The 22,505-nt window shown below is 36.0% G+C and carries 16 protein-coding genes and 2 pseudogenes; 9 read left to right on the forward strand and 9 right to left on the reverse strand.

All coding sequences use genetic code 11. From position 1 onward, the window contains the following. Nucleotides 1-3: 3 nt before the first annotated feature. From corA to AYS37_RS06845, 9 genes and pseudogenes are all read right to left on the reverse strand, one after another. Nucleotides 4-960 (reverse strand): magnesium/cobalt transporter CorA, encoded by a 957-nt coding sequence (gene corA, locus AYS37_RS06800; RefSeq protein WP_000248511.1) that lies wholly within the window; start codon nt 958-960, stop codon nt 4-6. 15 nt (nt 961-975) lie between these two features. After that, entirely contained in the window at nt 976-2,184 is a 1,209-nt protein-coding gene (locus AYS37_RS06805; protein ID WP_000880045.1) for a phosphoglycerate kinase, read from the reverse strand. A gap of 15 nt (nt 2,185-2,199) precedes the next feature. Further along, complete coding sequence (gene gap / locus AYS37_RS06810) at nt 2,200-3,192, reverse strand: type I glyceraldehyde-3-phosphate dehydrogenase (protein WP_001121844.1); 993 nt, start codon at nt 3,190-3,192, stop codon at nt 2,200-2,202. Between the two features lie 89 nt (nt 3,193-3,281). After that, nucleotides 3,282-3,983: a uracil-DNA glycosylase gene (gene ung, locus AYS37_RS06815; protein ID WP_000764893.1), complete on the reverse strand. Its 702-nt coding sequence runs from the start codon at nt 3,981-3,983 to the stop codon at nt 3,282-3,284. Next, nucleotides 3,980-4,681 carry a 1-acyl-sn-glycerol-3-phosphate acyltransferase gene (locus AYS37_RS06820; RefSeq protein WP_000841615.1) on the reverse strand — a complete coding sequence of 234 codons (702 nt, stop codon included), beginning with the start codon at nt 4,679-4,681 and terminating at the stop codon, nt 3,980-3,982. Before AYS37_RS06820 ends, ung begins: the two co-directional genes overlap by 4 nt. Beyond that, nucleotides 4,668-5,843 carry an SH3 domain-containing protein gene (locus tag AYS37_RS06825; protein ID WP_000506098.1) on the reverse strand — a complete coding sequence of 392 codons (1,176 nt, stop codon included), beginning with the start codon at nt 5,841-5,843 and terminating at the stop codon, nt 4,668-4,670. Before AYS37_RS06825 ends, AYS37_RS06820 begins: the two co-directional genes overlap by 14 nt. Before the next feature lie 6 nt (nt 5,844-5,849). Continuing rightward, nucleotides 5,850-7,214, reverse strand: a complete 1,365-nt coding sequence (locus tag AYS37_RS06830) for a S41 family peptidase (RefSeq protein WP_001874762.1) — start codon at nt 7,212-7,214, stop codon at nt 5,850-5,852. 110 nt (nt 7,215-7,324) lie between these two features. Next, on the reverse strand, nt 7,325-7,498 hold the full coding sequence (locus tag AYS37_RS08540) for a DNA methyltransferase (RefSeq protein WP_154079723.1): 174 nt from the start codon (nt 7,496-7,498) through the stop codon (nt 7,325-7,327). Continuing rightward, nucleotides 7,461-10,874, reverse strand: a pseudogene (locus tag AYS37_RS06845) (type ISP restriction/modification enzyme); the annotation flags it as partial. The gene AYS37_RS08540 and the pseudogene AYS37_RS06845, both read right to left, overlap by 38 nt. A 59-nt stretch (nt 10,875-10,933) precedes the next feature. Between AYS37_RS06845 and AYS37_RS06850 the strand changes: the two are divergent. The 9 genes and pseudogenes from AYS37_RS06850 to AYS37_RS06890 all read left to right on the forward strand — a co-directional run bounded on the left by AYS37_RS06850 (nt 10,934) and on the right by AYS37_RS06890 (nt 22,503). Continuing rightward, nucleotides 10,934-11,698 carry a hypothetical protein gene (locus tag AYS37_RS06850; protein WP_000667732.1) on the forward strand — a complete coding sequence of 255 codons (765 nt, stop codon included), beginning with the start codon at nt 10,934-10,936 and terminating at the stop codon, nt 11,696-11,698. 11 nt (nt 11,699-11,709) lie between these two features. Further along, nucleotides 11,710-13,626: a toprim domain-containing protein gene (locus AYS37_RS06855; protein ID WP_000332144.1), complete on the forward strand. Its 1,917-nt coding sequence runs from the start codon at nt 11,710-11,712 to the stop codon at nt 13,624-13,626. Continuing rightward, nucleotides 13,616-13,918 carry a TrbC/VirB2 family protein gene (locus AYS37_RS06860; protein WP_000649852.1) on the forward strand — a complete coding sequence of 101 codons (303 nt, stop codon included), beginning with the start codon at nt 13,616-13,618 and terminating at the stop codon, nt 13,916-13,918. The genes AYS37_RS06855 and AYS37_RS06860 overlap by 11 nt, the downstream gene beginning before the upstream one ends. Next, entirely contained in the window at nt 13,919-14,179 is a 261-nt protein-coding gene (locus AYS37_RS06865) for a hypothetical protein (protein WP_000602757.1), read from the forward strand. Between the two features lie 12 nt (nt 14,180-14,191). Next, nucleotides 14,192-16,669, forward strand: a pseudogene (locus AYS37_RS06870) (VirB4 family type IV secretion/conjugal transfer ATPase). Continuing rightward, nucleotides 16,662-18,596, forward strand: a complete 1,935-nt coding sequence (locus AYS37_RS06875; protein ID WP_000277575.1) for a type IA DNA topoisomerase — start codon at nt 16,662-16,664, stop codon at nt 18,594-18,596. Before AYS37_RS06870 ends, AYS37_RS06875 begins: the two are co-directional and overlap by 8 nt. A 129-nt stretch (nt 18,597-18,725) precedes the next feature. Next, nucleotides 18,726-19,712 carry a VirB8 family type IV secretion system protein gene (locus AYS37_RS06880; RefSeq protein ID WP_000416500.1) on the forward strand — a complete coding sequence of 329 codons (987 nt, stop codon included), beginning with the start codon at nt 18,726-18,728 and terminating at the stop codon, nt 19,710-19,712. Further along, entirely contained in the window at nt 19,712-21,238 is a 1,527-nt protein-coding gene (locus AYS37_RS06885; RefSeq protein WP_000714762.1) for a TrbG/VirB9 family P-type conjugative transfer protein, read from the forward strand. The genes AYS37_RS06880 and AYS37_RS06885 overlap by 1 nt, the downstream gene beginning before the upstream one ends. Further along, a complete protein-coding gene (locus AYS37_RS06890) occupies nt 21,238-22,503 on the forward strand; it encodes a DNA type IV secretion system protein ComB10 (protein WP_000505414.1) in 1,266 nt (421 codons plus the stop codon). The genes AYS37_RS06885 and AYS37_RS06890 overlap by 1 nt, the downstream gene beginning before the upstream one ends. Nucleotides 22,504-22,505 lie beyond the last annotated feature (2 nt).

Raw genomic sequence — 22,505 nt, forward strand, 5'->3', positions numbered from 1 at the left:
AGGCTACAACCAGCCTTTCTTTTTAAAATAGAGCACAGGCAAAATCGTAGAAATCGCCATGACAATCAGCGCGAAAAGATACCCATATTGCCATTCTAACTCCGGCATGAATTTAAAATTCATGCCATAAATCGTGCCAATCAAAGTGGGGGGCATCATCGCCATAGTCGCCACAGTGAAGAGCTTGATGATTTTATTTTGCTCCACATTGACTTGAGAAGCGAACAGGTTTTGAATGTTATCAAGCGAGTTGAGATTGACCGTTGTAGACTCCACCAAAGAGCTAAAATCGGTTAAAATGATATTTAAATTATTTTTAGTATCGCTATCCACTTTATTGCTCCTTAATAAAGCGGTGATAATGCGCCGTTTGTCAAAAAAAGAATCCCTCAAAGCCACATTAAATTCTTGCAAATTGGACAAGCGCACTAAAATATCATCATGCGTAGAAGTTTCTTTGAAAATGATGTTTTTGCGCAACAGGCTCGTTTGTTTGTTGATCCACTCCAAACATTCCACCCCTTTTTCAAAATACACTTCAAAGATTTTAGTTAGAATATCAAACCCGTCTTCAAATTTTTTAGGGCTAGCCAAAACCTTTTTTTGGATAGAATCAAAGATTTCCAAAGTCCCGTAATAAATCGTGAAAAGAATGTTATTGGACAAAATAAAGGTCGCCATTTCCGTGTGGAAAGTCTCATTTTCATCCTGGTTAGTGAAAAAAGCGTTGATCGTAACGCTGGAGCTGTCTTCCCAGTATTTGGTAACTGATGAGACTCGTTGGGAATGATCCGTGTTGTAGTGGATAGCGTATTCTTGGCTTAGAGTGGCTAATTCATTGGGCGTAGGGTTGATTAACTCAAACCATAAAACTTCATTTTCTTCTATATCAAAACCATTAAAATCATTAAAGCGTTTTTTAATGACAAATTTTTGCTGTTTGAAAAACACGTTCACCATAAGCGATCCTTAGAGTTAATGGCGTTTATCCAAAACCTCAAAACAAGGTAAAATTTTGCCCTCTAACAATTCCAAACTCGCTCCCCCACCGGTAGAAATAAAACTCATGTTATCCTTTTCGCCCGCGCGGTTGATCGCATCAATGGTATCGCCCCCCCCAATGAGCGAGAAAGCGTAAGTGTCAGCGATCTTATGGGCTAAAAAGGTTGTGCCTCTGGCAAATTCTTGCTTTTCATGCACGCCTAAGGGGCCATTCCATAGGATCGTGGGCGCGCTCTCTATGACTTCAGAAAATAATTTCACGCTCGCAGGCCCTATATCAGCGATCTTGTGCTTAGGCTCAATGTCTTGGACGGGTGAAATTTTGATGTGTTTGGGGTTAAGAATGTCATCAGTGGTAACAGCGTCTATGGGCAAATAGACTTTGACTTTTTTTTCTTTCGCGCTTTGCAATAATTCTAGGGCGTCATTGATTAGAGCGTCTTCTACAGAAGAATCTTGCACATCATAGCCTAAAGCTTTTAAGAAGGTGTTACTCATCGCCCCGGCAATGATGAGCTTGTCAATGAGATCTAAAATATTTTTTAATAGGGTGAGTTTGGAGCTGACCTTAGCCCCCCCTACAATCAACAATAGAGGGCGTAAAGGGTGGTTAAACGCTTGATAAAACGAATCAATTTCTTTTTTGAGTAAAAACCCGCTCACTTTTATGGGAGCGAATTTGGCGGTGCCATAAGTGCTGGCATGCTTTCTGTGGCTCGTGCCAAAAGCGTCATTCACAAACACATCGCACAAGCTCGCTAAATCTTTAGCCAGATTTTCATCATTTTCTTCTTCGCCTTTTAAAAAGCGGATGTTTTCTAAAAGAAAAATCCTTGTGGGCGCGTTTTCGTTTAAAGCCTGCTTGAGTTGCGCGATGTTTTGAAAAAAAACCACTTCATGATTTAAGAGTCTTTCAAGGCGTTTTAAAAAAGGTTTCAAGCTCAATTTTTCTTCAACCCCTTTAGGGCGGCCCAAATGGCTCACTAAAATAATATCCTTAGCCTTGTTGTCAATACAATATTGGATGGTAGGCAAGCTCTCTCTAATGCGCGTGTCATCGGTAATATTCAAATTTTCATCTAAAGGCACATTAAAATCCACTCTAATAAGCACCCTTTTATGGCTCACTTCCACTTCTTGAATGTTTTTAACGTTTTGCATAAACGACATTTTAGCTAACATGAAAAATCCTTTCTTTTAATTTTGCGCTATATATTGCACCATGTCTATCAAGCGCTCGCTATAACCCATTTCATTATCATACCATGCCAATACTTTAGCATTTTTTTCGCCTATTGTCATGATTTGATCATCAATCACGATCGCGCTAAAAGGCGAAGAAATAAAATCGCTTGAAACGAGCCTTTCTTCATCAACGCTTACAATCCCTTTAAAGGCATGCTTACTGGCGTCTTTAAGCGCATGCTGAACGCTTGCTTTGCTCACAACTTTTTTAAAGCTCAAAGATAGATCCACTAAGCTCACATTAGGGGTAGGCACTCTAATCGCAAGGCCTGTAATCTTAGGGCCTAAATGCGGTAAGACTAGCGAAATGGCTTTGCTCACGCCGGTGCTTGTGGGGATAAGGTTAAGGCTAGCCGCTCTAGCGCGGCGGATGTCTTTGTGCTTGGTGTCTAAAAGGTTTTGATCGTTAGTATAGCTGTGGATGGTGGTTAAAAGCGCATTTTCTACTTTAAAGGCTTCATCTAATATTTTTAATAAAGGAGCGGTAGCGTTAGTCGTGCAAGAGGCGTTAGAAATCACGCTTTCGTTATGGTAATTCTTATGATTCACCCCATAGACAAAGGTGGGGGCGTTTTGTGCGGGAGCGGAGATGATGACTTTTTTCACGCTGTTTTTAAGATGAGCGCTTGAAGCCTCTAAGGAATTGAATTTGCCGGTGCATTCTATGATGATTTCTGCGTTAGCGGCAGAAAAATCAAGCTTGTTAATGTCTCGCTCGCTCAACACTAAAATATTTTTACTATGCCCGATATTTAAAGTTCTATTGGCATTCAGTTTGGCTTCAAAATGCCCATGCACGCTATCATGGCGTATCAAATGCAAAAGAGTTTCTAATTCAGCGGTAGAATTGATGGCTACGATTTCCACGTCTTTTCTTTGACTAGCGACCCTTATAGCGCACAAACCGATGCGCCCGGTCCCATTGATAGCGATTTTAATTGGCATGTTTTCCCTTTATTTAAAAATTGATATTTTATCACAAATGCTTTTAAATCAAGGCATTCTTAAGGGGTTCTAGTCTCATTAAGCATCAATCACAAACTGAAATCAAAATCCTTGCGATAAACCTCTCTATAAGCTTTTTGAACGCTTGTAAAAACCCCACTCCCTAAAAACCCTCTAGATAAGGGGCTAGGGTGAGGGGCTGTGATGATGATATGCTTATTAGGGGGAATTAGCGCGATCTTTTTTTGGGCGACTTTCCCTAATAACACCACGATTAAAGGGGAGATCGTTTCAAAAAGGCGCATCAATATTTGATCGCTAAAAGCTTCCCAGCCAATATATTGGTGCGAAGCGGCCTTATTTTTTTCCACGCTTAAAATGGCGTTCAATAACAGCATGCCCCTTTTAGCCCACGCGCTCAAATCCCCACAACAAGGCACAGGCACGCCTAAATTCGCATGCAATTCTTTAAAAATATTTTTTAAGCTTGGGGGGATGGGGGCGTTTTTTTCCACGCTAAAGCTTAAGCCCATCGCCACCGGCAATTCTCGCTCATTTTCTAGGTAGGTGGAATGGTAGGGGTCTTGCCCTAAAAGGATGATTTTAACCGCACTAGGGGGCGTTAAATTGAGTGCATAAAACAGATTAGAGCTTTTAGGGAAAATGGTTTTAGGGCTTTTTAGGGCTTCTAGGTAGCGTTTTTCTATTTCTAAAAAATAAGGCTTTTTAAATTCGCTTTGCAAAAACTCCCGCCAAGCCAAGCTCAAAGGAGCGTAGTCAAAAAGCTTCATGCGTTTAGTTCATGGTAGTGTTTTAAATACTCTTTTTGCATGCGTTCTTGTAATTCTTCATACCAGGTGGGCGAGTTAAAATCAGGCGTATAGCTTTCTAGCATGACTAAACGGGTGCGGGCTTTATAGGCTTCTAGGGGTTTGGAATTAAAGATTTTAATGGAATTGATTAACACCATGGGCTGGATTTTGAGCTGGAATTTTTCGGCGATGATTTTAGCCCCTTGCTTGAAAGGGAGGAATTTTTCTCCCCCTTTGCCTCTAGTGCCTTCAGGGAAAATCACTAAAGGGCGGTTTTGGTCTAGCTTTTCCTTACACGCTTTCAAAAGGCTCACGATCCCCTTTTTATCCTCTCTGTCAATTAAAATCATTCCCGTATCCGTTAAGGCATGCCCATAAAAAGGGATTTCGCCCAGCTCTTTTTTAGCGATCCAGCAAATATTGCTGGGGTGGTAGGCTTCTAAATAAATAATGTCTAGTAAGCTTTGGTGGTTTAAGACAATGAATTTAGCGTCCGTATCAAAAGCACCTATTTTTTCTAAAGTAACCCCGGTGAGCGTGAAAAAACACGCGCAAGTTTTACGGCTAGAGCGCGCGTTATTGTTTTTGCGGTTAAAATAATTGAAAACAATGATAACGGCTAAGCCTATAGCGATCACTAAAGCCCTATAAATCGCTCTCAAACTATTTGACTTCATTTTTTTTGACCCATCCTATTTGTTCATGCGGCGTTAGGATTTTATAATAATCATCATGCGAACCTAAGATTTTAATCGGCATTTCATTTTTAGAAAGCCCTAAAATGGTGGAATTTTGCGTGGGCAGAATGCGGATTTTTTTATGAGCGAGCAATAGGGCTGATTTTTGCGTGAATAAAAGGTGATACAAAACAAACCCTAAGCACAAAACCCCAAGCCCTAAAAAAATGAGTTTGCGCCCAAAAATGAAAAACAGCACCAAGAAAAACACGCACAAAGCGAGCAACGCCACATTAGAAAAGACTAAAAAATTGTTTTTAGGGATGAGATCGCTTTGAATACCGGTAGTGTCTTGAGTGGGAATGGTTGAAAAAGATAAGGTTTTAAATTGCTTATTTGAAAGCGAAAAATAATCAAAAGAAAGGTTTTGAAGGGTTTTAGGCAACACGCAATAATAAAAAACGCTCCCTTCTTTAGCCTTGATTTGGTTTAAAGAGGCGTTATCAAACCCCTGTTTGATCGCTTCTTTGATATGAAAATCTTCCCAAGTGGCTTCTTTGAACGCTAATTCCATCACCAAAATATTGTTTTTATCGTCATAATCTTTGGTTTTGTATTGCACAACTTGTAAATCTTTGGCCATGACATTCGCATAACGAGGGTTTTTGGACAAATCCGTTACCTGCAAAGCAACTTTTGGGGCTATGGAATGATCGATGTATTTGTCTTTATTGGAAAACGCGCTCACTTCTAAGGACGGGATACTCGCTTTTACGCCCTTAATCTTGTAATAATAAGTCGCTCTAAAAAGCTCTTTTTCCACCTTTTTCCATTTAGGCATCTTGTTTAAAAGCTCAATTTGGGTTTTATCCAACCCGTCCTTGATTTTGGCTTCCAAAAACTCAGCGTCAAACAGCAATAAATCATAAGTTACGCCTATAATTTGACCGATATAAACCGGGTTGTTTTCCAAATCTTCTAATTGGGGGATTTTCACATAAACCACTTTAGCCTTGATTTCTTCTGACTCAGAAGTGTTTTCAGCAACCAAAAAGCTTGTCCAAAAGCTTACCAAAAAGCTTAAAATCAAACTGGTGATTTTAAGGATTTTGATTGAATGAGCGAAAAAACTCATTAACGATTTTTCAAATAAAAACCCCATGAGTTTTTATTTCTTCTTAGGCGCTTTTTCATCTATTTTCTCATCCACGATAGACCAGGTTTTCAAGCTGTCAATAGCGGTTTTTAGCTGAATATCATCGTTGATCATTTTAGGAGTAACCTCTTTTTCCTCTTCATTTTTCTTGTCTTTATCCGCCTCTTTGGAATTAGGGGTTTTATCATCAAGTTTTTTAAGCTCTTGCTCTAAATGGTGTTTCAAATCCGCTTCTTTCAAGCTGAATTTGTTTTCATTTTCTGGCGCTTTACCCGGATAAATCACAATATCAGGCGTGATCCCCTTAGCTTGAATGGTGCGCCCGCTCGGCAAATAGTAGCGTGCGGTCGTGATTTTAATGGCTTCGTCTTTATTGACAGGGAGCAGCATCTGCACGCTTCCCTTACCAAAGGTTTTTTCACCGATAATGATGGCTCGCTTGTGATCCTGCAGTGCCCCTGCGACGATCTCGCTCGCACTCGCTGAACCGCCATTGACTAACACCGCAACAGGCAAATTGGCATAAGGGGCTCTGCCATTAGCCTTGTATTCTAAATTTTCTTCTTTATTTTTGCCTTTTTGAGAGACTAAAACCCCCTCTTTAATGAAGAGGTTAGACAAGCCCACCGCCTGGTTTAATAGCCCTCCAGGATTCCCCCTCAAATCCAACACGATCCCCTTAGCCTTAGGGTTAGCTTTTAAGCCTTCTAAAACCGATTTGGTAACATTCTTGTCAAAACCACTCACTCTCACATACAGATAAGGGGTTTCTTTAATCTTTTTCACATAGACAGAGGGGAGTTTAATGATGTCTCTAATGATGTTAAACACCAAGGGTTTTGGCTCGTTTTTTCTCACAATGGTGATCTGAATAGGGGTCTTTGGCTTGCCACGCATGAGATTGATCGCATCATCAATGCTCATGCTCAGCGTGCTTTCGTTGTTGATTTTTAAAATGTTATCGCCTGATTTAACCCCAGCCTTGTAAGCGGGAGTACCTTCTAGGGGGGCAATAACGGTTAAAACGCCATCGCGCATGCCCACCGTGATCCCAAGCCCCCCAAATTCGCCCTCGGTTTGGGCTTGAAATTCCTTAAACTTCTTTTCGTTCAAATACGCTGAATGCGCGTCCAAATTAGAGAGCAAGCCTTCAATCGCTTTAGTCATGATCTCAGAAATACTGATTTTATCCACATACTTTTTTTCAATTTCTGTAACCACATTAGAGAAACGACTGAACGCTTCCACCCTTTTAGCCGCTAATTCTTGCGGATCTTCTTTAACCGGCTTGACCGGCTTTTTTTCCTTAACTTCACCACCATGCAAACTCACAGCAAGAGAAATCGCTAACAACCCTTTAAAAAGTCGTTTTGTCATTGTTAATAGCACCACCCATTTTTGAGATTAGAAAGAATCACCTTTAAGGTTTTATTCAATTTTTTGCGTTTATTCTATCTAAAATTTAGATAACATGCCCATTCATTCACTCATTTTGAGCCTAAACGATACAACAAAAACGCATAACTCCCCGATCCATTCAAATGCAAATCGCAAAGCATGCCCGTTACAAAAACATTAGAAATGGGGCTTACTTTAGAGCCTCTATCGCAAATGAGAGCCAGATTAGGCAATACAGAATAAGGGGAAAGCTGAACCCCCACCTCCGGAAGAGATGTTGAGATCGCTCGCTTCTTTGCTGATGAATGCGGCATCAAAGTCAAAATCTCCGATGGCTTTGGCTTGGCGCGATAAGATAAGGGCGATATTGGTATTAAATGGGGGGGGGGGTGGATTTTGCAAGATTTCTTGTATTAAGGCTTTGCTGTCATTCCCTTTTAAATGGGGCAAATCGCTCGTCAAAAATCCAAGCGTTTTTTGGATTTCAATCGTGCGCGCGATGACTTTAATGATACAGGTTACATGATCAAAGTCGCAAGGCTCGTTTTTGTGGCTTTTTAAATACTTGTCTAAAACGCCATACCCCCCTATTCTATAATCATAAATTTCTTGACTCACCCCCCTAAAATAAGCGCTATGGTTGATGTAAAGGCGTTGTTCTGGTTCGTTATGAGAGGGTTTTTGATGATGCCATCATGTGCTTCTTTGTAGCAGGATTCGCCTATGGTGGCGTCTTTTAATTTGTTAAAGCTGTGATTCAGGCTTTCTTTATTTAAGACATGCAAGCCGATTAGTTCAATCCCTAAAAGGCTTAAAGCCCTAAACAAATCTTTATTGTTTGTGAAAAGGATTTTAGGGTAATCGGCTTTGAGAAACTCTTCATAACGCTTGCGGTAGTTTGGGGAATACAATAGTGCATAGATATAGCCTAAAACCTCTAGCGGCTCAAAAGGGTGGCTATAATGCTTGTCTATAAAGCTTCTAAACTCTGGCGTAAAATTTTCGGTGTAGTTGGGGTGTTTGAATTGATAAAGGGGGTAATTATATCCTACCCCCATGCTTCCTGCCGAAGCTATTAGATTTATATCAACTAATTCTTTATGTGCCATCACATAACGCCATTCGCCATGCATTTTGCTTTGTCGTGCAATATTTAGCGCGACATTTTGGTGCGTTTGATTGGGTGTTTTAGGGTTTGTTGGGGGGGGGGGGTAACATGTGCTTGAAGACTTCGCCTCGTGGATAAGCGGTGAAAGACTTTGATTTACCGGTATAATAAGTGTAGTAAAAATCAAAAGGGCGGTATTGGCACGAAACAATGTATTCTTCTAAATTGTTAGCGTTTGCCTTAACGTCTTTAATAGCATATTCTAAACGCCAATCTCTGCCATCTTTTTTAATATTATAAACTCTGCGTAATTCACTGGGTTCTAAGGTTGAAAAATTTTTTAAAAGCTTGAGCAAGCTTTCTTTGTCTTTATGGAAAACGACATGGTCTCGTTTAGAGCAAATGCCGGTACCTCCAACTTGAAACATATCCTGAACGCTAAAGCCTTGTTCGTATTCCTCTAACAAAGGCGTTTTTTGGGGTATGAGTAAGTAAAAAGGCTCTCTTGGGGCAAGCTCAAGCCATTCAATGCTATTCAAATCATTTTGGGCTAAAAAGGCGTATTTTTCAGCCCTTTCGCCATACACATCATAATAATAGATTTTTTGCTTGGTGGCTTGCGCCTTTTTGACAAAGAGGTTAATGGACACGCCTTGCATGATATTGAAAACGTTTTCATCTTTTGTGCCTTGTTGGGTTTCCTCCTTTTTCCTCGCATTTCCATGCAAATTTAAGATATAAAGCTCATCGTAGCATTCTAAAAGAGAGCGCCTTAACCCCCTAAAAGTAGGGTTATCTAAAAAGGCGTTGTTAGAGATAAAGCCAAAAAGGCCATGCCCTAATGATTCGATCTTGTTTTGAGCGAAACGCATGAATTTCACGTAATCGTCTAATAGCCATTTAGGGTTTTTCTCCTTTTGCAGTTTGTATTTGGAATGGAGGTTTTTAAGAGCCTTTAGGGCGTCTTTACTACTGCTTTCTTTTTGTTTTTGAACATTCTTTAAAAGCGTTTGGATTTTATCGGTAAGCTTAACATTTTTTTCAATTTCTATGGTTTGAGATTCAGGTTCTATGCCGTAAGTGGCTTTCACTTCCCATTCAAACAAGCCCTCATTACTGCTCGCCCCGCTATAAGGGGGGTTGCCGGTGATGATAAGGATATTTTCATCTTTTTTAATTTCTTGAGCGCTTTTAAGCTCTTTTTCAAAAATCGGGTTTAGCCCACGATAAGCAACGATCTCACTAGGCTGTATGAGGGTGTTGGTTAAAATAATCTTAAGCGCGTCGTTTTCTTTGAGAGGCTTTTTAAATTCCTCCTTAAAGGCTTGGCTGAGATTCAAATGAGCGATCGCATAAGGAGCGATCAAGTATTCAAATCCATAAAATTGCTTCAAGAGGTTTTGGTATTTGTCCTCTTTAGTGGAGATGCCTCCATCGCTTGTTTTTCTCGTTTCTAGGGCTTTCCTGAACGCCTCTAATAAAAAAGTGCCCGTGCCGGTGGCAAAATCTAAGAGCTTGATATTTTCGTTATCCAAAGCGCTTTTTAAGCCTAAGGGAGCGTCTTTGAAATGCGTTTTAAGCAAACTATCCAAAGCGTTAATGATGAATTTCACCACAGAATCTGGGGTGTAATACACGCCCTTACTCTCTCGCAATTTAGGGTCATAAGCACTTAAAAAGGTTTCATAAAAATGCAAATAAGGGTCTTTATCGTCATTCAAATCTTTAATGATAGAATCCATATCAACATGATTTATCGAGCTTAAAATTTCATTTAAAAGCCATTGGATTTCTTTAATTTCATCAAGTTTCTTTAAAAAATCCGCCATTTCTCTGATCACAGCGAAATTTTTAGGGATGGAACTCCTCACATTATCCAAATTAATTTTTTCAAAAGGGTGGTTGAGCTTGGCTATAAAAAGGCTGTAGGTGAGCGTTTGAGCGAACGCATCGCTAAAGTCTTCAAAACTCAATTCTTCATAAAGATATTCTTTAAAATTCTTAAAAATACTAGAAACTTGCGTGTCTTTTTGGTATTGGATTAAAGCGTCTTTTAAATACTTGGTAGGCGTGCTTAAATGCGTTGCGAAATCTTTAGCGTTAGTGATAGGGGCTGCTTCGTGATTGAAAAAGCTTTTGAACAATTCAATTAAATCGCGCTCGGTTTGTGGGTTGGGTTTTAGGGGTTTAGAGAGTTCATCAAGGCTAGCGATAGAAATTCCTCTTTTAATTGAAGGCTCATTATTTTCATCTTTCCCTACCCACACGAAATTAAGGTAATCGGTGAGCATGAGATTAGGGTTTAATTCTAAGTATTTAAGGATTTGATCGCTTTTTAAGAGCTGGCTAAGATCAGTCCCTACCCTTTTATTTTCTATATAGCCGATGTTTAGCCCTTGATAAGAGATGCGAAAATCAGGCTGACTTCCTCGCTCTCTTTTAGGTTCATGCTCAATCTTAAATTCTTTATTGAAATGGTCTTTTAAACTTATAAGCAAGTTTTCTAAAGGGCGACGGTGCGTGGGTTCATTCTTTGGAGAATGTAATTATTTATAAAACTCTTATCTAAGCTTCTTTTTAAAGGAAGTTTATGAAGTTTTTTAAAATCCCTAAACTGCACTTAAATTCTAAAGAGTGCCAAGAAATGTTTTTGGACAATGTTAAATTTTCCAAAAAGACACAACAATTTTATTTCCAAAACTATCCAGATGTTAATGTAGAAATCTTTAGAAAAGTTGTTGAAGATAGGTTTTATAGCACTTTATTTGGTGGGGTTGGTGCTAGAAGGCTTTACAGAGAGCTTTGTGAGATTGCACTAGGTTCAAAAAGCAATAAAATTGCATTAAGTAGACACTATTACACGCAAGTGCATCAGTGTGTAGATAGGTCTTTAAGAAACGCAATCAATGATTTGGAAGCTCAAGGATTAATTGAAGCGGTAAAAAATAAGCCAGGCTATGTGTATATCTATTTAAAAGACTTCACAAAAAATAAGGAGTTTCAAGGGAGTAAATTTAATAAAAACACACTCCCTTCCCCCTTTTTTTTAAAAATTATTAACTTTTTACAAAAGAACACACAAAGGCTAAAAAGCGTGAAGTATAGAGTTAATAATCAAATTTGCGAGCTTAAAGAGATCGTTTTTAATAAATTCAGACAATTTAACGACTTGCTTTTTAGTTTTAATCCTCTAAATGACACACAGACAATTTTTACGCTCAATTATAAAAGCTTGAGCAAAAAAGCACTCCCCAGTAACAAATGCCCTTATCAAAAAGCTATTGTATTGAAAAATTTGCAAAGAGGTTTTCATAGATTGAGCGTTAAATCTAAAGATTTAAGAGGATGCGCATAAAGGCTTATATTATGGCTTATGTAAAGAACGCTATACACTTACCACTAGATAGCCTTTTAGAAAGAAATGGTTATAGATTGAACGCACAAAAAAGCACTAAAATTTGGAAAGTTTATGGTAATAGCAATGAAAAGCTTCTTGTAAGACAAAACGCTAATTTTCAATGGTTTTATTTAAACTGTGACAATAAAGCTGATAGCGGCAATATTATCAATTTTTGTAAGAACAGAAATTTAGATTTAATGGGTTTTACGCAAGGCTTAAGCGTAAATGATAACACCATAAAAGAAAATACTCTTAGACTAGCCAGTAAAGAAGCGGATAAATCTAAAGAGCAACAAAAAATTATTGATAAATTCAATCAATTTGAACTTTATGATTTAACCAATTCCAAAATGTTAGAAAAAAGAAAGCTTAATGGTAATCTGTTTTTAGTCTATAACCACTCTTTAAAAAAAGACAAACATAATAACATGTGTGTGCCTAACTTCTTATATTCCAAAAATAGCCATTCTAATGAGATCATTTCTTACACTAGACGCTTGGAAAATCCTATGACTAGCTTAAATAATCAAGTATTAAGCAGACCTATCAATGCTTTAAATAAGGGGGAAAAAGGTATAGAAATGCTGACCCCTAAGGATTTAAAGCTGGTTAAAAATATTGTTTTGAGTGAAAGCATTATTGATAGCATGAGTTATTTGCAACTAAGAAAGCTCAATGCTTGTGAGAGTATTCTGTTAAGCTGTAATGGGCAATTTAATGCTGAGAAATTGGACGCTTTTTTAGAAAAATTATTGAGCGACATTGAGCAATCTAAAAGCAAAGAATACGCTGACTATCTTAAAAAGGCTCAGAGTTTTGAATTGTATAAAGGCACTCAAACAAAAATTGAAAATAAAACAAACACCACTAGAGATAATTTAACTATCCATTTTTCAAGGGCTAAATATCCTAGTAGCACAGATTTTATGCCAGCTAAAGATTGGGTTAATGAAAGCGTAAAAAGTTTAGATGAATTAGTTAAGGTGATTACAAACTACCATTATTCAAGCGCGATCTATAAGAATAACTATAGAAATACCCATAACACCAAAGGCTTTTCTAACTTGCTTATTTTTGATATAGATAATGACAAAGATAAACCTAATATTAGCCTAGAAGAAACTAAAAGTCTCTTTAAAAAACATGGCATAGAAACGCTTATTATCCCATCAAGAAACCATAATAAAGAAAAGCACGGACACATTGCTGAAAGATTTAGAATCATTATCCCTACACAACAACCTATAGGTCAAGATTTTAATTGTAACGATGATTTTAGTGCCTTTAACAATCTTTGCGCTAAGGCTTTGGGTATTTATGATTACATAGATAAAAAAGTTTCTGTGGATCAATCAAGGGCGTATTATAAAAGCCCTAATGATGCAACGCCTATTATTTTAAAAGGGCGCATTATGGATTTAACCCATTTAAAACAACAAGCAATGAGTAATCTATTTACGCAGAACAAGCAAATCCAAACCACAGAGCCTGAGCCTGTAAATAAACCTGATTTGTCTTTAAATATTGTTTTAGCCTATGACAATGATAAAAACGGACAAATCTATACACAGATTAGTGAAGAAATCATTTATAAACATACAGGAAATATGCCTAATGTTTTTATCCCATATTCTAAGGATTGTAACGATGACTTAAAACTAACCAATTTGATCGGTAATAATCATATCAATAATGAAATGATAAAAAACTTTTTAGAAAGAATAGAGAGACAATCTTTGTTTTTTGATGGTGAGAAAAAAGAAAAATTAGAAGCTCTAAAAAATGAGTGCTTATCCTTAATAAAACCACAAGAACAAACAATCTCACAAAACAACACAAAAGAAAATGAAAAACCAATTCAAGGAGTAGATTATGAAATGTAAAAATTTCAAAGAAAGAGCTTTGTATTTTATGCTGTTAGCTATGCCCAATTTATTGTTGGCAAGTGGCACTGGCGTGTGGCAGTCTAATGCATTGCAAACAATCATCAATTTTACTAGCGGTCCTTTTATGAAAGCAATAGGTGCAATTATTGTGATTTGTGTGGGTATTTATGTAGTTAAAAACCTAGACAGGTTAGGAGAAATTGCGTGGAAATGTATAGGAATAATTTTAGCCACTATCGCTATTGCAAACGCCCAAACGATTGCCACTAAATTATTTGGAGTTGGGTGAATGATTTTAAATTATGTAGAGACCATCAATGTTAGAGAAATATCTAAAAAAGAGAAGTTTTTAAAGCTTAATATGAATAGTTGGATAATTTCTTTTTTGAGCGCTTCTTTCTTGTTTGTGTGGTCTTTATTGTATGGCGTGGTGCTATTGGTAGCATTGGTAACAATGTTTTACATATTAGAATTTTTTGATGAAGATATTACAAACATTATCTTGGCAAACCTAACGCTAAAAAATGACACTAAAGAATATTATGCTTAAAGGGTTTTAAAAATGTTTCTTGGTTTAGAGGGTTTTAAAAGACTTATTTTTAATTTTTTAAATTTTTGTATTCCTAGCCAATATTCTTTAGTTCAAGAAAACAATATCAATGGGAAATTTGATGAAAAGTTTGTGTTAACGCATAAAGGAAACTTAGTAGGAGCAATATCTTTATGTGGAATAACTTATTCAAATTTTGATAAAGAAGAGGTGGCTACACAATTTTTATACAGAACACAAGCTTTGAATGAATTGATAGATGGTGTTACGCTAAGAATTGTTGCTAAACGAAGAAATATAAAAACTCAAACCATTTACAACAAAGATGGTGTGAGTAAATACGCTAAAAAAATTGTTAATACTTATGAAAAAAATAAAGAATTTTATATCACAACTTACTATTTAATTATTGAAACAAAAAGCGTCAATATAAAAGGGCTTTTAGAAAAGTGGAAAGCTAAAATGACTACTGATAAATATAAAAACAATGATGAAGAAGAGCCATTAAAAGATAATCCTAAAAACTCATATAAAGTGAAAAAGAATGCAATAGAAAATAAAGAATTGCAAGATAAAGCAACTCTTCTATCTGAAATTTTAAATAAGATGAGTTCTGTATTAACAGACTTTGAGCCTAAATTTTTAAGTTCAGACGCTTTATTGAATTTATACGCCGAATATTGTAATGGTCATTATTGTGATCTTAAATACAAGCAAGGACGATTGAGCGATGGGAATATCCAATCTCATTTGTATTTTAAAAAAGACCACTTTATACACGACTTTAACGGAATAGAGACTTTTAAGCGTTTTATTGCTGTGAAAGCTTATGATGTGGATAATATCACTTCTTTGGCTTTATCTAATCTTTTGTGTGAAAAATTTAGCTTAGATATTTTTCTTACTATAGAAACTATGGATAAAGAAAGAGCTTTGTTTTTCATTAGAGAGCGTAAAAAACGCTCTAAAAACATTAGCTATCAAAATATAGACGATTTAGAATAAATGGTTTCTACTGATAGGGTGCAAATACAAAAGGTTAGTTTATCAATTATGGTTTTTGCTAATTCCAAAAAAGAATTAGATGAAAAATCAATTATTGTATATAACACTTTGAAGAAAGAAGGCTTTTCAGCGGTTTTAGAAAGCATCAATATGCGTCCTATATTTTTTTCATTTTTTCCTGAAAGAAATTTTTTAAATTCACGCCTAAGACCTCAAACTAGTCAAAATATTGCTAGTTTGATTATGTTTGAAAAATATCAAGAAGGCTTTAAAGAAAATAGTTGGGGGGATTGTCCTGTCAGCGTGTTTAAAAATCAAAATGGATCAGCCCACTTTTTCAATTTTCAAGCTAAGCAAGGTAGAGATAGAAACGACAATGTTGTAGGGCATACCATGATAATTGGTAGCACAGGGAGCAGTAAATCCACTTTTATTAGTTTTTTAATCGCCAACTTACTAACTAAATACGATATGAGCGTGGTGGCTCTTGACAGAATGAATGGTTTAGAGATTATGACTGACTTTTTTGAAGGGCAATACAATACTGCTAATACAGATGGTGGTTTTTACATCAACCCTTTCAGTTTAAAAGATACAGAAGAAAATAGGCAATTTCTGGCAAACTGGATTAAATTCATGCTTAACATTGATAGCGATAACCAACAAGATAATAAGGCTTCTCAGTCTATAGATAAGGTTATTAGAGATACTTATAATTACATGGGTGAACAAAAAAATCAAATAAACTTATTAGAAATTGCCAAAAATTTAGGCTCTAGCGAACAAGATTTTAATGAGATTTTAAAATCACAAGGGGAAAAAGTCTATTTTAAAAATTTTCAAGATTGTTTGGATTTTTCTAAAAGTCCTTTAAGCGTGATCAATATGGATGTTTTTGCTCATGATAAAAAACTTATGGGGCTAATTGCTATGTATTTGTTCCACAAATTGTTTTTTGAAGCAAAGGAACACAACAAACCTTTTTTCCTATTCATTGATGAAACTAAAGACTACATTATGCATCCTATAATGTTTGCCTATATCACTAACGCGCTCGCTCAAGCTAGAAAGATCAACGGAACACTTTGCATGGCGTTTCAAAAAATATCTCAAGTCAAAGAATTAGGCATTGATAAAGCAAAGAGTTTGATAGGCAACCTTTCTCAAGTGATTATCTACCCCACAAAAGATACTGATGAATTAATAGAATGTGGCGTCCCATTAAGCGATAGTGAAATCAATTTCTTGCACAACACGGATATGAGAGCCAGACAAGTACTAGTAAAAAATATCGTTACAAACGCTTCAGCTTTTATTGAAATTGATTTAAAAAAAGATTTGCAAGAACTACTTTATATCCTTGATAGCAATGCTGGTAATAGAAAAATCCTCAATGACCTTAAAAAAACAAACCAAGAAACTTACAAGGAAGAGTATTTAAAAACTAAAATTAAAAAAGAAAGCGAGAAAGTTCAATATGTATAAAAACTGCGTATTTATCATAGAAAGTCCTAATAAAATCATTAAAATCAAAGAATTAACAGGAAGTTCATTTGTTTTTGCAACTGGTGGGCATTTTGTTGAGCTAGTCAATATTGAAGTGAGTAAAGAATTTAACCCTATTTTTGAAATCAAAAAAAGCACAGATAAGAAAAAAGATAGATCCACTCATATCAATTACATGATCAATCAATGTAAAGATAAAGTAGTCTATATTGCTACTGACCCTGATAGAGAAGGTTATGGCATAGGCTATAAATTTTATGAAAAAATCAAAAATCTGGCTAAAACAATTTATCGCACGGAGTTTCATGAAATCACAAAAAGCGGTGTGGAAAAAGGCTTGAATAATGCTGTGCTATTTTCTCAAAGCAATCCCAATCTCTATTATAGCTGGCTAGGTAGGATTGTAAGCGATCAATTTATAGGTTTTACTTTAACGCCTTATTTGCGCAAAAACATTAAGAATTTTGAAGTGAGTGCTGGTAGGGTTCAAACCCCTGCTCTTTCCATTCTAGTAGAATTAGACAGAAAAATCCAAGCCTTTGAGCAAAAGAATAATGATGAGAAATTAAGTTATAGCATAGAAGCTATTATTGATGCGCTAGGTTCTCAAATCTCTATTGCTTTAGTAGAAGAGGATAAAAGGAAAGTGTTTGAGACTAAAGAATTAGCCCAAAATTTTTTAAATGACTTAAAAAACAATCTTAACCCATTAGCTTTTTTAGACGCAATAGAGCAAAAAGATAAAGAAAAAACTCCACCTAAACCTTTCACCACTTCCAATCTTTTAAAAGATGGGGCTAGAATTTTAGAAATGGGCGTTAAGCAAATCCAAGAACACGCCCAAAAACTTTTTGAAGCTGGATTGATTACTTATATTCGCACCGATAGCGAAGCGTTAAGTAAAGAATACTTGCAAGAGCATAAAGTGTTTTTTGAAAGTATTTATCCTAGCGTGTATGAATACAGAGAATATAGGGCTGGTAAAAATTCGCAAGCTGAAGCGCATGAGGCTATAAGAATTACACACCCTCACTGCTATGAAGATCTTAAAAAAGTGTGTGAGGAACACAATATTACAGATATTGATGATTTAAAAGTTTATACGCTTATCTTTTTTAACACCATTTGTTCTCAAAGCAAAAACGCTATTTATGAAAACACAACTTTAAACTTTAAGGTAAAAACGCACAGCTTTAAATGCAGTTTTAGCCAACTCAAATCTAAAGGTTTTAAAGCGATTAAAGATTTAGAAGAAGAAAAGAAAGATGAAGAAGAGATTGAAAGCGATCTTGATTTTTCTAGCTTGCAATTAAAAACTCAAATGCCTATTTTAGATTTTAATATCAAAGAAATAAAAACTAAAGCTCCTAGCCCTTATACTGAAAGCACTTTTATTGCAATGATGGAGACCTATGGTATAGGAAGACCTAGCACTTATACAAGTGTATTTGAGATCTTAAAAAACAAAAATTACATCACATTAGAGGGCAAAAATAGAAAGATCACGCCCACGGCTTTGGGTAAAAGCATCGTTGATTTCTTCTTAAATGATAGCCAAACACAATGGATTGCTATTTCTAAAGTGGATGATAGTTTTACCAAAAAATTAGAAGAAATGCTAGATATGATTATAGAAGATGGTAAAAGCGCTTATCTTGATTTAATGCAAAATATCCAAAAGAAATTAGGTACAGAAATTTCTAACTTATATAGAAATAATAGCAATAACAACGCTTCTGCTACAAAAAAAGAAATGATACCTCCCACTGAAAAACAACTTAATTTTGTAGAAACTATAGAAAAAACTCTTCAAATAAAAGCTTCTGATATGACAAAAAAAGACAAGTTTGCGTGCATGAGGTTTATAGAAGAACATAGTAAAAAAATGCCTAAAAAGGATAAGTGATGGTATTAAAACTTGTATCTATTTGCTATGTAATAATTATTCTTGTGGGTTGCTCTAATAAACAATATGAAATGTATAAAAGCCCTTGCACGAACTTAGAGAATCTTCAAAAAGGCTTTAAGGCATAAAATGGAAAAAGTTTGCGTGAGCGCATGGGAGTTGCCTAAGGTTTTAGAAGAAAGATTAAAAGAAAAATATGGCGATGATTGGGAAAAATATGTTAAGGCTAAAGCAATAAACGAAGAAGAGCTTGAAGAACAAGTCAAAGCTAAAGCCAAAGAGCAACAAAAGACACAAAGAGAAAAAACACTCAATGGATTTTTAAAAAAAGTTGGCTTAAAAAAGCGTGATATGTTACAAAGCACTATGCTGTTTGATGGAGTCAAAGAAGCTGATGTGCTTTTTCAAGCAGAGCGTAAAATTGGCGATTGGATTTTTAGCAGTGCGGTGTTCTTTTTTGCTCTAGCCCTTATAGAAGCCATTATTATTGTATGCTTATTGCCGTTAAAAGAAAAAGTGCCGTATTTAGTAACCTTTTCAAACGCTACACAAAATTTTGCCATAGTCAAAAGAGCAGACAAGAGCATCCGCGCCAATCAAGCGCTTGTGAGACAATTGGTAGCGTCTTATGTCAATAATAGAGAAAATATTTCAAGTATAAAAGAGCAAAACGAAATAGCCCACGAAACCATTAGGTTGCAAAGCGCATTTGAAGTGTGGGATTTTTTTGAAAAACTGGTTTCTTATGAACATAGCATTTACACTAATGTAAATCTAACACAAAAAATTAGCATTATCAATATCGCTTTAATCAGTAAAACCCAAGCCAATATTGAAATATCCGCACAACTTTTTAATAAAGAAAAGTTAGAAAGCAAAAAGCGTTATAGAATAATTATGACCTTTGAATTTGAACCTATTGAAATTGATACAAAATCTGTTCCCTTAAACCCTACAGGCTTTATTGTTACAGGTTATGATGTAACTGAAATTGCGATTTTAAAAGATTTAGATGAGAAAAATAAAGTCAAAGATGATGGTGTGAAATCTAGGATTATCCATACCGAGAAAAAAGACCCTCACATGAGCCAATATAAAGATGTTAAGGAACAATAATGAAAAAATTTACTCTATCGCTATTTTTGTATTGCGCTTTACTTAACGCTGAAGAGGATATTTTTAGGAACAATGCAAATGAAACTGATCCTACAAGTTCTTTTGAACATGGCAAAGAAAACAACAATCTTATCCCAGCAAAATCTGATAGTTTAGAAAGTTTCAAAGAACAAGAAAACAAAGAAAAAGCCAAACAACTTATGGATTTAAAAGCCTTACAGAGCGTGTATTTTTCTAAAAATAGAAAATTGCAAGACAATAATTTCAATGTCTTATATGTGGCAGGCAACACCAACAAAATCCGCTTACGCTATGCGATGACTACCACTTTTATTTTTGATAATGATCCTATTATCTATGTAAGCTTAGGAGATCCTAGCGGTTTTGAACTCACTTACCCCACTAATGATCATTACGATTTATCCAACATGCTAGTGATCAAACCCTTGCTTATAGGGGTGGATACGAACCTAACCGTAGTCGGAGCGAGCGGCACAATTTATACCTTTTACTTGTTTAGCACCACTTACACCAGCAAGTTTCAAAGCTATTTTTCAGTGTTTGTTTCTAATAAAAGATCTATCGGTAAGCTCAATATTTTGTCTAAGAGCAAGTTAGAAAAAAGGGAACAAGAACAATTGGCTAAAACAGAAACAGATAACTCCAATAAACAAGATAAGCACAAGCTTGACTACAGAAAAATCAATTATGAGAGCAAGGAAATTGATGATGGCAAGTTTATAAGAATTGGAGATGAAGTCAATCACATTTTCATTGAAAAAGCTAAAATCAATCGTGGTTATTTGCAAAACCCCAAACACAAACGCACCTGGTGGAGTTTGTGGCTCTATAAAAAACCCAGTGATGACGCACTTGATATAAAGGCGCTAGATGTCTTTGATGATGGCAAATACACTTATTTTAGATATGACAGGGATCAAGCCTTTTCAAAATTTCCTTACACCTATAAGGTTGTAGATGGGTATGATAATCCTATCAATAGCCGTGTGGTAGGGAATTACATTATTGCTGAAGACATTTCTAAAAAATGGACTTTAAGGAGCGGTAAGGAATACGTGTGCGTAAGAAGAGACAAGCGCAAATACCAAAAGTCTAAGGACTTCATGCTTTTAAAAAGGCTTTTAGAACAAGATGAAGCCATGAAAGCCAAACGAAACAACATCCACTTGATTGAAGACACTACGCCTCAACCTAAAAATGCCATTAGCGTAACGGAGTTGTTAGCTCAAATCAAAAACCAAACTCCAAATGAAAAATGCCGAGCCTTAAATGAAGAAGAAGTTAAGACTTTAGAAGAGGTTAAAAACATCATAAAAGCTCCTAAGCCTTTGCAAAAAGATTTGAAAAAGAACGCTAAAAAACACACCATCAAAACCCAATATTGCGTGCCTATCCCCTATATTGAAAGACTAAAAACCACTGATGGTTTAGAGAAGCATCAAAAGGGGCTAAATAACACCAAAAAACAAAATCAAGCGGACCCTATTAAAGAGATTAAAAAATAATGGGCTTTTTTATAGTAATTAGAAACGCACCGATTGTAAGTATCTTTATTGTTTTGATGCTTATTTTTTGCACATGGTTTTTCCTTTATGATGATAGCTCGCCTAAAGCAGTGAAAAAATATGTTAAAGGTAAGTTTCCAATCTCTGACTATCTCTACAAAAAAGCGGATGAAAAGAAAATCCTACCACAGAACAATGTCGTTAAACAAGAAATTAAAGAAGAAAGAATTAAAAAATCTTGTAAGGGTCAGATAACAGATAGTAAGGGTAATTTAATAGATGATGATTGCAATATTATAGCCACTCAAAAACAAGTTAATAATTTACCAAACTTACCAAAAGATATACTTAAAACCAAACCTACTGTTACCTCCAATCCTTCCAACTACAATACCGCTAACGAAGATGAAAAATCCCGCCTGGTGATTTTAGCGTCTCGTATTAGCAGCCAAAAAGAAACGCAACCTCCAATCTCTATAAAAAATAGTGTTTCTAACACAAAATCCAAAGAAAAACAAGAACTTGAAAAAGAATACGGCTCTAGCGGTTTTAAAAATTTTAAAAGAAAAAATGTAGCGAGCAGTGAAAACAAACTTTTAAGAACGATTACAGCTGACAGGATGATCCCAGCCATTCTGATCACTCCTATTAGCAGTGAAATAGGGGGGAGTAAGATAGTCGCTCAAGTGGAGAGCGATATATACGCAACGATGGGTAGAGCGGTTTTAATCCCTAAAGGGAGTAGAGCTATAGGTTATTACAACTCCAATAACAAAATAGGAGAATACCGATTAGAAATTGCTTGGAATAGGATAATCACGCCACAAGGGGTCAATATCATACTAAGCGATGCTAAGGGAGCTGATGTCAAGGGCTATAACGGCATAATAGGCACGCTCCATAACAAATATTGGGAACGCTATGGTATCCCCTTATCCTTAAGCACTTTGTCAAACGGGCTACTCATAGGACTTACTAGCGGTCTTACCGAAGCGATGAAAAACAAAAGAGGCGGTTTCAATCAAAACTATTTTGGAGATTACATGATGATGCAAATGACGAGGCAAACTGGTATCAGCCTGAATAACATTATCGCTCAAATCATGCGAGAGCAAATCAGGATTAAGCCCATTATCACTATTAGAGAAGGAAGCCATATCTTCATTAGTCCTAATACGGATATTTGGTTTCCTATCCCTAAAAACAATGAGGTCTTAGCGAAATTTTTTAATGAAGAAAAGGAGCAAAACAATAATACAAAATAGCA

The sequence above is a fragment of the Helicobacter pylori NQ4053 genome, from assembly GCF_000274605.1.
Taxonomy (GTDB): Bacteria; Campylobacterota; Campylobacteria; order Campylobacterales; family Helicobacteraceae; genus Helicobacter; species Helicobacter pylori_CV.

What these genes read in the sequence shown, in the direction of transcription:
- corA (WP_000248511.1), bottom strand. Translation starts at nt 960, where the DNA reads ATGGTGAACGTGTTTTTCAAACAGCAAAAATTTGTCATTAAAAAACGC.
- AYS37_RS06805 (WP_000880045.1), bottom strand. Translation starts at nt 2,184, where the DNA reads ATGTTAGCTAAAATGTCGTTTATGCAAAACGTTAAAAACATTCAAGAA.
- gap (WP_001121844.1), bottom strand. Translation starts at nt 3,192, where the DNA reads ATGCCAATTAAAATCGCTATCAATGGGACCGGGCGCATCGGTTTGTGC.
- ung (WP_000764893.1), bottom strand. Translation starts at nt 3,983, where the DNA reads ATGAAGCTTTTTGACTACGCTCCTTTGAGCTTGGCTTGGCGGGAGTTT.
- AYS37_RS06820 (WP_000841615.1), bottom strand. Translation starts at nt 4,681, where the DNA reads ATGAAGTCAAATAGTTTGAGAGCGATTTATAGGGCTTTAGTGATCGCT.
- AYS37_RS06825 (WP_000506098.1), bottom strand. Translation starts at nt 5,843, where the DNA reads ATGGGGTTTTTATTTGAAAAATCGTTAATGAGTTTTTTCGCTCATTCA.
- AYS37_RS06830 (WP_001874762.1), bottom strand. Translation starts at nt 7,214, where the DNA reads ATGACAAAACGACTTTTTAAAGGGTTGTTAGCGATTTCTCTTGCTGTG.
- AYS37_RS06850 (WP_000667732.1), top strand. Translation starts at nt 10,934, where the DNA reads ATGAAGTTTTTTAAAATCCCTAAACTGCACTTAAATTCTAAAGAGTGC.
- AYS37_RS06855 (WP_000332144.1), top strand. Translation starts at nt 11,710, where the DNA reads ATGGCTTATGTAAAGAACGCTATACACTTACCACTAGATAGCCTTTTA.
- AYS37_RS06860 (WP_000649852.1), top strand. Translation starts at nt 13,616, where the DNA reads ATGAAATGTAAAAATTTCAAAGAAAGAGCTTTGTATTTTATGCTGTTA.
- AYS37_RS06865 (WP_000602757.1), top strand. Translation starts at nt 13,919, where the DNA reads ATGATTTTAAATTATGTAGAGACCATCAATGTTAGAGAAATATCTAAA.
- AYS37_RS06875 (WP_000277575.1), top strand. Translation starts at nt 16,662, where the DNA reads ATGTATAAAAACTGCGTATTTATCATAGAAAGTCCTAATAAAATCATT.
- AYS37_RS06880 (WP_000416500.1), top strand. Translation starts at nt 18,726, where the DNA reads ATGGAAAAAGTTTGCGTGAGCGCATGGGAGTTGCCTAAGGTTTTAGAA.
- AYS37_RS06885 (WP_000714762.1), top strand. Translation starts at nt 19,712, where the DNA reads ATGAAAAAATTTACTCTATCGCTATTTTTGTATTGCGCTTTACTTAAC.
- AYS37_RS06890 (WP_000505414.1), top strand. Translation starts at nt 21,238, where the DNA reads ATGGGCTTTTTTATAGTAATTAGAAACGCACCGATTGTAAGTATCTTT.